This window comes from Herpetosiphon sp., assembly GCF_003512625.1.
Lineage (GTDB): Bacteria > Chloroflexota > Chloroflexia > Chloroflexales > Herpetosiphonaceae > Herpetosiphon > Herpetosiphon aurantiacus.
Genome location: NZ_DOPT01000061.1, coordinates 1 through 8,563 on the forward strand (window position 1 = coordinate 1; position 8,563 = coordinate 8,563).

Genomic DNA, 8,563 nt, shown 5'->3' on the forward strand with positions numbered 1-8,563 from the left:
GGTGCCATCACCCGCCACAATATTTACATACACAGGATTACGTGCCCGTGCCCCACCCCACATCCAGCCGCCATCAATAAACAATTCACCAGTTGCCCAGGCATCAATCGTTAATTCGCCTACAGCGGTTGCCCGCAAGCGGATTTTGGTACAATGGGTTGGGTCTTCAAAGAAATCGCAGGGCATGACTGATGGCGCTTCAACTTGAGCCAAGCCATTGGGGCTGAGGCTAATGCCAGTATCTGGCGCACCAATATTCACATAATCAATCGTTAGCGTAAAGACATCGCCAACTCGGACTTGGCTTGGGGCACTCAACAGCAACTCGGCATATGAAGTTTGTTGGCATGGCAGAGCTGTTGGTGTTGGTGTGCGAGTTTTGGTTGGAGTTGGCGTGGCAGTCGCCTGACCTGCTGGAGTTGGGGTATAGGTTGGCAACATCGTAGACGTTGGGGTTCGGGTCGCAGGCACACAGGTTGGCATAGGAGTTGGCGTGGCAGTCGCATTCGGATCAATCACATCGATCCAAATTGGATTCCGTGCTTGAGCGCTACCCCAAGCCCAACCACCGCCAGCAATTGGCACTTCGCCAGTCGCCGATGCGAAGATTTCTAGCATTCCCCCAGTTGTTGCCCGTAATGTAATCGATTGACAACCTGTTGGATGTTCATTGTACTTACAAGGCATCGTCATCGGCGGATCAAATTGAGCCAGATTGTTCGGACTCATCGTGATTGTGGTGTAGGGCAAACCAATATTGACGTACTGAATCGTAATTGTGAACAGTTGACCAACTTGGACTTCGGTCGGGCCGCTCAGAATTAATTCTGAACGAAGTGGTGTTGGAGTTGGCGTTAATAACGCCTTGGCGCTTGTTACTTCAGGTCGTTTAGCCACAGCAAAGCCAAGCAACACTGCACACAAGCTCACTAACAGGGCCAGCCGCCTGTTATTCATAGGGGTCCTCCTCTATATGAGATTAATCGGCCTAGGCTTCTAAGTATTCATCAACTAAGCCTAATCCTGCTATAGGACAAATGGCCCAAAAAACAAGCTATCTAGCTTACTAGATATTAAAAATCATTAAAGAAGCTTGCTATGAATAATAAATTTAAACTGAATTAAACAGCAACCGATCGCTGCCATAGCGATCGGTTGCTGTTTAATCAACTCAGCAGTTTATTTTCTCGCCAGCGGAATAAAAATCCGATATGCTAATACGTCGCGCACTTGAATCGAAATTGGGTTTGAAAAAGCACTGCCCCAAGCCCAACCACCCCCAGCAATTGGCACCTCGCCAGTTGCTCGAGCGCTAAGGTGAAGGGAGCCTGCGGCAATTGCCCGCAACCGAATGGTGCGACACTGGGTTGGATGCTGATTGAATTTACATGGCATGATCAATGGTGGATCAAATTGCCCAATTCCGCCTGACCAATTGGTAACCCTCGTATAGGGCATCCCAATATTGATATACTGGATCGTCGCGGTAAAAACGTCACCAACATTGACCAGGTATGGCGCACTCAAAAACAACTCTGAAACAATCGGCGTAGCCGTTGCGGTGCCATTGATTGGTGTAATAGTTGAGGTTCCGCCACAACCACTGCCGCTGATTGCTAAGTTCGTTGGGCATGGTGTAGCAGTTTTGGTAGCGGTCGGAGTTGGTGTACGGGTTGGTATGGCATTGTTTGGCAGAATATTAATATAAACTGGATTGCGAGCATTCGCATACCCATCCTCCGCCTGTTGACCACTAATGAAAATCAGGCCAAAAGCACTAGCATCGATCGTTAATTCACCAGCGGAAGTCGCCCGCATGGTTATCTCTTCACATGAAGTAGGGTGCGAGAATCGTTGGCAAGGCATTGCTAGCGGCGGATCAAACATCGCTAAATCATTCGAGGCGCGGCTAATATTGACGGTATAAGGGGCAATATTCACATAATTCATTGTCAAGGTAAAAATATCGCCAACCTGCACTTGGCTTGGGGCATGCAACACCAACTCGGCATATGCGGTTTGGTAGCATGTCAAGGGGGCAGCAGTTGGGGTTGGAGTACGGGTTGGGATTGGGGCCGAAGTGGCTGTCGCCTGACCAGCCAGCGTTGGCGTATTTGTTGGTATATTTGAGGTTGGGGTGCTGGTAGCAGGTATGCAGGTTGGCACAGGCGTAAAGGTTGACGTTGGCGTTGAATTCCAATCAATAATATTAATAAAAACTGGCGCTTGGGCTTCAATCCAAATGAGGTGCCAACCACCATTGTAATAAGCTTCGCCTAATGCCGCTGCATCAAAATCAAAAACCCCTGGATTGGTGGCTCGTAGGGTAAAGCTCGTGCAATGCGTTGGGTGTTGCTCAGCAACACATATTTCATTCATTGGTGGCTCAAAATGGGCTAAACCGCCATCACTAGCCCAGAGAGAGGTCGAGGGTGAGGCCAGATTGATATACTGGATTGAGATGGTGAATAGCTCGCCAACCTCGACCTGGCTTGGTGCTGTGATAATCACCTTTGGCTCGACAAAACAGGGATCATTTGGAGTTGCGGTAAAGGTTGGTCTTTCGGTTAATGTTGGCTGCTGCCGAGTAGGGGTAACAGTAGCATTGGGCCGAATCCATTGCGTTGGCGTTGGCGGGTTTACCACACAGGTTGGAGTAGGGAGCATCTTACGATCAGAGGCAAGCGGATCGATGCTTTGATTGTGGGTTGAAGGTAACAGTCCATTGGCGCTGATTGCCTCGGAGCGTTTAGCCATAGTAAAGCCAAGCAACACCGCGCACAAGCATACGAACAGGGCTAGCTGCCTGTTGTTCATGGGGTTCCTCCTCGCTAAACATTAATGAGCTTACAACCTTAGTATTCCTCAACCAAGCCTAATCCTGCTATAGGACAAATAGCCCATTAACCGAAATATCTAGTAATATAGATATTAAAGATCATTAAAAGATCCTAATGCCAAATAGCCAGTTCGCAAGCATCAAACGGCCAAGCGCCTATGATACAATAGACTCTGTGATGAATCGAACAGATGTGGCGCTACAACTGAGCTGGCACGAGCTTGCCAAAACCTACAGCACCCGCCCGGTCTACGACCAGTTGGCGGGCGAATTGCATAGTGGTGAAGTTTTGGCAGTGCGCGGCCCAAATGGCGCTGGCAAATCGACCTTTTTGCGCTTGCTCTGCGGACTCGAACGGCCAAGCGCTGGCACAATTCGCTATCAGTGGCAAGGCCAAACCTACAGCCCCAACACGATGCGCCCCTGGATCGGCTTTGTTGGGCCAGATGTCGCTTTGTATCGTGAATTAAGCGCGATCGAACATTTGCAATTTTTGGCCAAAGCCCGTGGTTTAGCCGCCGATCAAGTTTATTGGCGCGAATTGTTGGCCCAGGTTGGGTTGGCTGGTCGTGAAGCAGAACGGGTCGCCCATTTTTCATCGGGCATGGCCTTGCGTTTGAAATATGCAATTGCGCTTTTAGCCAAGCCACCAGTGCTGCTGCTCGATGAGCCAACCGCCATGTTCGATGAGCCAGGTCGCCAATTTGTGGCTCAGCTGGTTGAACAACAGCGCCAGCATGGTCTGACCATCTTGGCCACCAACGATCAGCGCGATGCTGCTTGGGCAGATCTCGTTTTGACGGTAGGAGCGGCGGCGCGTGGCTAAACCAACATTATGGCAAGCTGCTTGGGCAGTCGCCTACAAAGATTTACAAATCGAGCTGCGCACACGTTATGCCTTGAATGCCATGGCCTTGTTTGCAGTCACTACTGCGGTGATGGTCAGCTTTCGCTTGGGGCCATTGGGCCTGAGCCGTGATCCGCGCTCGGCAGCAACCTTGGCTGTGCTCTTGTGGATTGCGATCTTTTTTGCGGCGATGAATGGCCTAGCACGGACGTTTGTGCGCGAGGAAGAAGCGCATACTGCAACCTTATTGCGCTTAAATGTGCCAGCCTTGGCCGTCTATTTGGGCAAACTCTTGGTCAACTTGTTGATTTTGGCCTTGCTCGAAACGCTGGTAACCCTGCTGTTTATTGGCTTGTTGAATGTCACAATTACCAAAGTTGGCTTGTTTCTGGCCACACTCAGTTTAGGCGGAGTCGCTTTGGCCGGAGCAACCACTATTTTAGCAACTTTAGTCGCCAAGGCCGATGGCAAAGGCTCGTTATTTACGATTTTGGCCTTTCCCTTGGTGCTGCCATTATTGATTATCGCGGTTGAAACAACCGAATTAGCGCTAAGCGGCGGGACATGGGGTTCAGCTGGCAGCGGTTTGCAACTGCTTGCGGCCTATACCATCGCTGAACATGTGGCCGCGCTCTGGCTGTTTGAACGAGTTTGGGAAGCCTAAAACTCTACTGGTGGGAATAATTAAGCATGCTTGCGACAACCTTTAAGTGGTTTACTGGAATTTGGCTAGCTTTGGTCAGCCTAGCAATGTTCTTGTGGGTACCGGCTCACGAGGGCTTGGGCAATGTTGGACGAATTGTGATTGTCCATGTGCCAACAGGCTGGCTAACCAGTGTGGCCTTTTTGTTTTCGGCAATTTATAGCTGGCGCTACTTGCGTAATGGCCGTGCCCGTGACGATGCCTTGGCCTTGGCTGCGGCAGAATTGGGCTTGATTTTTAGCATTCTGGCCACCGTAACTGGCTCGATGTTTGCCAAAGTAGTGTGGGGAACCTACTGGAATTGGGACCCACGCGAGACCGCGATTGCTGCATTAATGTTGATTTATGCGGCCTATTTTGCCTTGCGTACCTCGATTGAAGATCGTCAGCGCCAACGCTATCTTGGCTCAATTTATGCCCTGCTGGCGTTTGTAGCCGTGCCATTTTTGATCTTTGTGATTCCCCGAGTCACCGATGATACGCTGCACCCCAATTGTGCAATTTTGAATACGCCCAATTGCCAAGGCATTCAATTAACCGAAAATGGGCGAATTATTGGCACAATCGAGGATTTCAAGGTTGAATTGCTGGGCATCGAGCAACAAGCTGATTTAACGGTTGCCACGGTCAGCATTTTATCGAATGGCACAAATTACACCCTTAAACCGTCATTTAATCGGGTCAGCAATAAGCCCGAAGCCATAGAGCGCTTGCCCGAAACCTTGCGCGATGTACAAATCAAGCGATTAAGTGGCGAGCCTGGCAATCAAACGGTCGAAATTGCGATTGCCAACACCGGCAATATTGGCCTGCTAACCGAGCAACGCACCCTGCTAACCTTCTTTGCCAGCTTATTTGGCTTTACGTTGCTGTTCTTCTGGCTCTGGTGGTTACGCGCCGATGTGCTCGATATCAACGAACAATTAGTACAACAAGGAATGACGATATGAATGGATTAACCGACCCCGGCTTAGCCATGTATGTGGCAGCGGCGGTAACCTTGGTGGTTTGGCTAGGCATTTTTGCCTATTTGCTGAAGATTGATCGCCAAGCCAAAGCCTTGCGCCAAGCCCTGCAAGAACGCCAAGCCAACCCAGCCAATCAAACCAACAATGCCCCGATTCGGCCAGAACGGGTCAGCCCAGAACGAAAGGAGACCAGCAATGTCTGACGTTAAACCGCGTTTTCGCTTAAAACCACTCCATCTCGTGGGGATTGCCTTGTTGCTGCTGGCAGGTTGGTTGGGCTTTACCTCGATGGGTGATTCGCTGACTCCCTATGTCAATGTGACCGAGGCCAAAGCCAGCGGGCGCAATGTCCAAGTGATGGGTTACCCGCAAAATCAAGGCACGGTTGAATCGGGTACATTCCGTTTCACCATGCGCGATGAAATGGGCCAACCAATTGAAGTGCTGTATCGCCAGCCCAAGCCAGGCAACTTTGATCAAGCGATCAGCGTGGTAGCAATTGGCGCATTCGATGAAAGCCAAGGCATTTTTGTGGCCGACGATTTGTTGGTCAAATGCCCATCGAAGTATCAAGAAGATACCCAAGCTGCCAAGTAGGTCGCAAAGCTGGGGTTTGTGCTAACTTCAGTTATCAATCCAAACCAGAGGATCATCCATGAATTTGTTTATGTTTGGCACGTTGCTGCTGGTTGTGGCGTTAGTTGCCGCTTTCACCGCCACCACTTCATATACATTGCTAATTGCAGGCCAGCGCACCGCCTTGAGTTGGGGTCGTTGGAGTGTGCGGATCGCCGCAGTTTCGATCCTTGTGGCTTCGCTGTTGCTCTTGGCGTTGTTCTATTTTGGGCGCTATGAGTTCGATTATGTCTACAACTACTCATCGAACGATTTAGAGCTACGCTACAAACTTTCGGCGCTCTGGGCTGGCCAACAAGGCTCATTTATGATTTGGGCCTTGGTTGGCTTGTTGGCAGCGCCGTTGTTGCTACGTCGCTCACGCGAGTTTGAGCCGTTTGTGCTCATGCCCTTGATGGCGGTGCAAGTGGCAATTATCAGCTTTATGTTGATCAATAATCCATTTGCCTTGCGCTTCGATGTTGCCAAACAAATCATCTATGCTGAAGATGGGCGTGGCTTAAACGAGCTGCTGCACAACCCATGGATGGTGATTCACCCGCCGATTTTGTTCTTGGGCTACGGCTTGTTGGCAATTCCCTTTGCCTATGCCATCGCTGGGCTGTGGCGGCGTGATTACGATGGTTGGGTCAAAGCAGCCTTGCCTTGGACAATTACCGCCTGGGTTATCTTAACGACTGCATTAACCCTTGGTGGTTATTGGGCCTACGAAACCCTAGGCTGGGGTGGCTATTGGGCATGGGACCCAGTGGAAAACTCATCGCTTTTGCCATGGCTGACTGTGACGGCATTGCTCCACGGGATGTTGGTGCAACGTGCCCATGGCGGTTTGCGACGGGCCAATTTTAGCCTAGCAATTGTCACCTATGGCTTGGTCATGTATGCTTCATTCCTCACGCGTTCGGGGGTTTTGGGCGATTTTTCGGTGCACTCATTTACCGAAGATGGCCTTGGCACGACCATGGCAGCAGTTTTGGTGGTTGGTTTAGTGGTTTCACTGGGCATCTTCTTCCAGCGCTGGCGTGATGTGCCAATCAACAAGCTCTCGGAAAGCCTGTTTTCGCGTGATAGTTTGTTTGTGCTCGGCATGTTTTGTTTGGTGATTATCACGCTGATTGTGGGCCTTGGCACGTCAATGCCGCTGTTTTCCAAAACGCCAATTTTGCGTGATGGCCTACGCACGACGTTTGCCAAAGCTTTTGATATTGCCGCGAGCCAAGATGGCCGCTTTAGCTTGCAACCAAGCTTTTTCCGCACCGTTACGCCGCCGTTTGGCTTGGTCGTGATTGGCTTGATGACGATTGCCCCATTGCTTGGTTGGCGCGGCGGCAACATGCGCAAATTTATTTTTGCGCTGCGTATGCCAGCAATTTTGGCAGTGGTGGCTACAGTAGTTGGATTGTTGCTTGGCGTGCGCAAACCGCTCTCGCTGGCTTACCTAGGGCTGGGCAGTTTGGGGCTTGGGGTTAATATTTTGATGATCGTGCGCACTGTGCGCGGCGGCTGGATGCGCATCGGCGGCTATGCAGCCCATATCGGTGCAGCCCTGCTGGTGATTGGATTCGTCGGCTCATCGGCCTACAGCTCGCCCGACATCAACATGACCATTCCCTTAAACACCACTCAAACCGCTTTTGGCCATAAAATTACCTTCGAAGGCTACGCAACCCGCACCAACAACCAAGGAGCCGAAAAAGGCGTGATCGATTTGGCGGTGCAACGCGGCGATGGCGAAATCCAAGATGCTGCGCCACAGTTGTATCTCAACCCCCGCGATGGCCAATGGATCAGCAATCCAGCGATTATTCGCGAATGGTGGGGCGATTTGTATATCTCGCCTGGTAAGTATTTAGCTGCCAGCAACCCTAATTTATTGACCTTGGCGCAAGGCCAAAAAGGCAGCGTCGGCCCCTATAGTTTTGTGTTTCAAAACTTTGATTATAGTTTGCCCGAAGGCCACAGTGGTGCTGAAGCGCAAACCGACGAGATTACAATCAAAGCGCGTTTGACCTTCTACGATGAGGCGGGCAATGCCACGACAATCGAGCCAGGCTTACGCGCCGTCGCCAACGTTGGCAACCAGCCCGAGCCTTACACCTTGGCCGATGGCAACCAAGTGTTGATTTCAGCCTTGAGCTTGGAAAATCGCCAAGTGGAATTGCAAATTGTTGGGCTTGATTTGCCAGTCTTGCCTGAACGCGCTGATATTTTTGTCAGCACCAAGCCAGCGGTTGGCTTGGTTTGGGTTGGCACAGTAGTGATGACGCTTGGTGGATCGTTGGCGGCAACGCGGCGCTTTATCGAACATGCCACCAAACGTCGTGCCCAAGCGAGCGTGCCGGAGGCCGCTACCCAAGCTGCTTAATCATAGTAGCTTCCCTCACCCCCTAGCCCCCTCTCCCGCCCAGCGAGCGAGGGGGAAGCACTCAATGATCAGGTTTGAACTCCCCTCTCCTGCCGCCGTGGGAGAGGGGCAGGGGTGAGTAAACAGAGATTATCCTTAAAACCTACCCTTGTACGTTAGCCCTCTCTCCCGCCCAGCGAAGGGGATCAACCCAATCATTAAGGTT

General features: G+C 51.0%; 7 protein-coding genes and 1 pseudogene. 6 read left to right on the forward strand and 2 right to left on the reverse strand.

Annotated elements, in window-relative coordinates; genetic code table 11:
* A pseudogene (locus DEF47_RS14170) lies at positions 1-957 on the reverse strand (hypothetical protein); the annotation flags it as partial.
* A gap of 222 nt (positions 958-1,179) precedes the next feature.
* Positions 1,180-2,817 (reverse strand): hypothetical protein, encoded by a 1,638-nt coding sequence (locus tag DEF47_RS14175; protein WP_012190256.1) that lies wholly within the window; start codon positions 2,815-2,817, stop codon positions 1,180-1,182.
* Between the two features lie 200 nt (positions 2,818-3,017).
* Between DEF47_RS14175 and DEF47_RS14180 the strand changes: the two genes are divergently transcribed.
* The 6 genes from DEF47_RS14180 to ccsA are packed head-to-tail and all read left to right on the forward strand — an operon-like array spanning position 3,018 to position 8,358.
* Positions 3,018-3,665 (forward strand): ABC transporter ATP-binding protein, encoded by a 648-nt coding sequence (locus DEF47_RS14180; RefSeq protein ID WP_041306393.1) that lies wholly within the window; start codon positions 3,018-3,020, stop codon positions 3,663-3,665.
* Positions 3,658-4,350, forward strand: a complete 693-nt coding sequence (locus DEF47_RS14185; RefSeq protein ID WP_012190258.1) for a heme exporter protein CcmB — start codon at positions 3,658-3,660, stop codon at positions 4,348-4,350. Before DEF47_RS14180 ends, DEF47_RS14185 begins: the two co-directional genes overlap by 8 nt.
* Before the next feature lie 26 nt (positions 4,351-4,376).
* Positions 4,377-5,339, forward strand: a complete 963-nt coding sequence (locus DEF47_RS14190) for a cytochrome c biogenesis protein (protein WP_012190259.1) — start codon at positions 4,377-4,379, stop codon at positions 5,337-5,339.
* The gene (locus DEF47_RS14195; protein WP_012190260.1) at positions 5,336-5,560 is read left to right on the forward strand and encodes a CcmD family protein; all 225 of its coding nucleotides are present in this window, start codon (positions 5,336-5,338) and stop codon (positions 5,558-5,560) included. The genes DEF47_RS14190 and DEF47_RS14195 overlap by 4 nt, the downstream gene beginning before the upstream one ends.
* Positions 5,553-5,954, forward strand: coding sequence for a cytochrome c maturation protein CcmE domain-containing protein (locus DEF47_RS14200; protein WP_012190261.1), 402 nt, complete (start codon positions 5,553-5,555; stop codon positions 5,952-5,954). Before DEF47_RS14195 ends, DEF47_RS14200 begins: the two co-directional genes overlap by 8 nt.
* A 58-nt stretch (positions 5,955-6,012) precedes the next feature.
* Positions 6,013-8,358: a cytochrome c biogenesis protein CcsA gene (gene ccsA / locus DEF47_RS14205; protein ID WP_012190262.1), complete on the forward strand. Its 2,346-nt coding sequence runs from the start codon at positions 6,013-6,015 to the stop codon at positions 8,356-8,358.
* Positions 8,359-8,563: the final 205 nt, after the last annotated feature.